Below are 404 nucleotides of genomic sequence, written 5' to 3' on the forward strand. Positions count from 1 at the left end.
TTCCCGCCACGTTCACGGCTGGGCTTAGGCACCCGGTCCCTGGGCCCGATCGCGCCGCCCCCTCTCCCCCCGCAGCAATAGCGCCACTCGTGCGTCCCCGCGCGCGCCAGCCAGAGATGTTGGCCTTCGCTTGGGGGGGCAAAACCTCACCGCCTGCGGCACCTCTCCTTATCAAGGAGAGGTTTATGGACAGGTTGGCTTTGGCGGCACCGCTGCCCTCCTTTCCGGTTCCTCTCCTGACGAAGGCTGCCGCTTATTACAGACGTTTCGGACTGCCAGGGACCGGGTGCCTAGTTCGCTCTTCCCGCCACGTTCACGGCTGGGCTCAGGCACCCGGTCCCTGGGCCCGATCGCGCCGCCCCCTCTCCCCCCGCAGCAGTAGCGCCACTGGTGCGTCCCCGCGC

1 protein-coding gene is annotated in these 404 nt (G+C 68.6%); it reads left to right on the plus strand.

Translation table 11 applies throughout. From position 1 onward, the window contains the following. Positions 1 to 185: 185 nt before the first annotated feature. A partial coding sequence (locus tag JUK32_RS05695; protein WP_204137886.1) for a hypothetical protein occupies positions 186 to 404 on the plus strand: 219 nt, incomplete at its 3' end.

Origin of the sequence: Halomicronema sp. CCY15110, assembly GCF_016888165.1 — a bacterium.
In the GTDB taxonomy this organism is placed as follows: Bacteria; Cyanobacteriota; Cyanobacteriia; order Phormidesmidales; family Phormidesmidaceae; genus Halomicronema.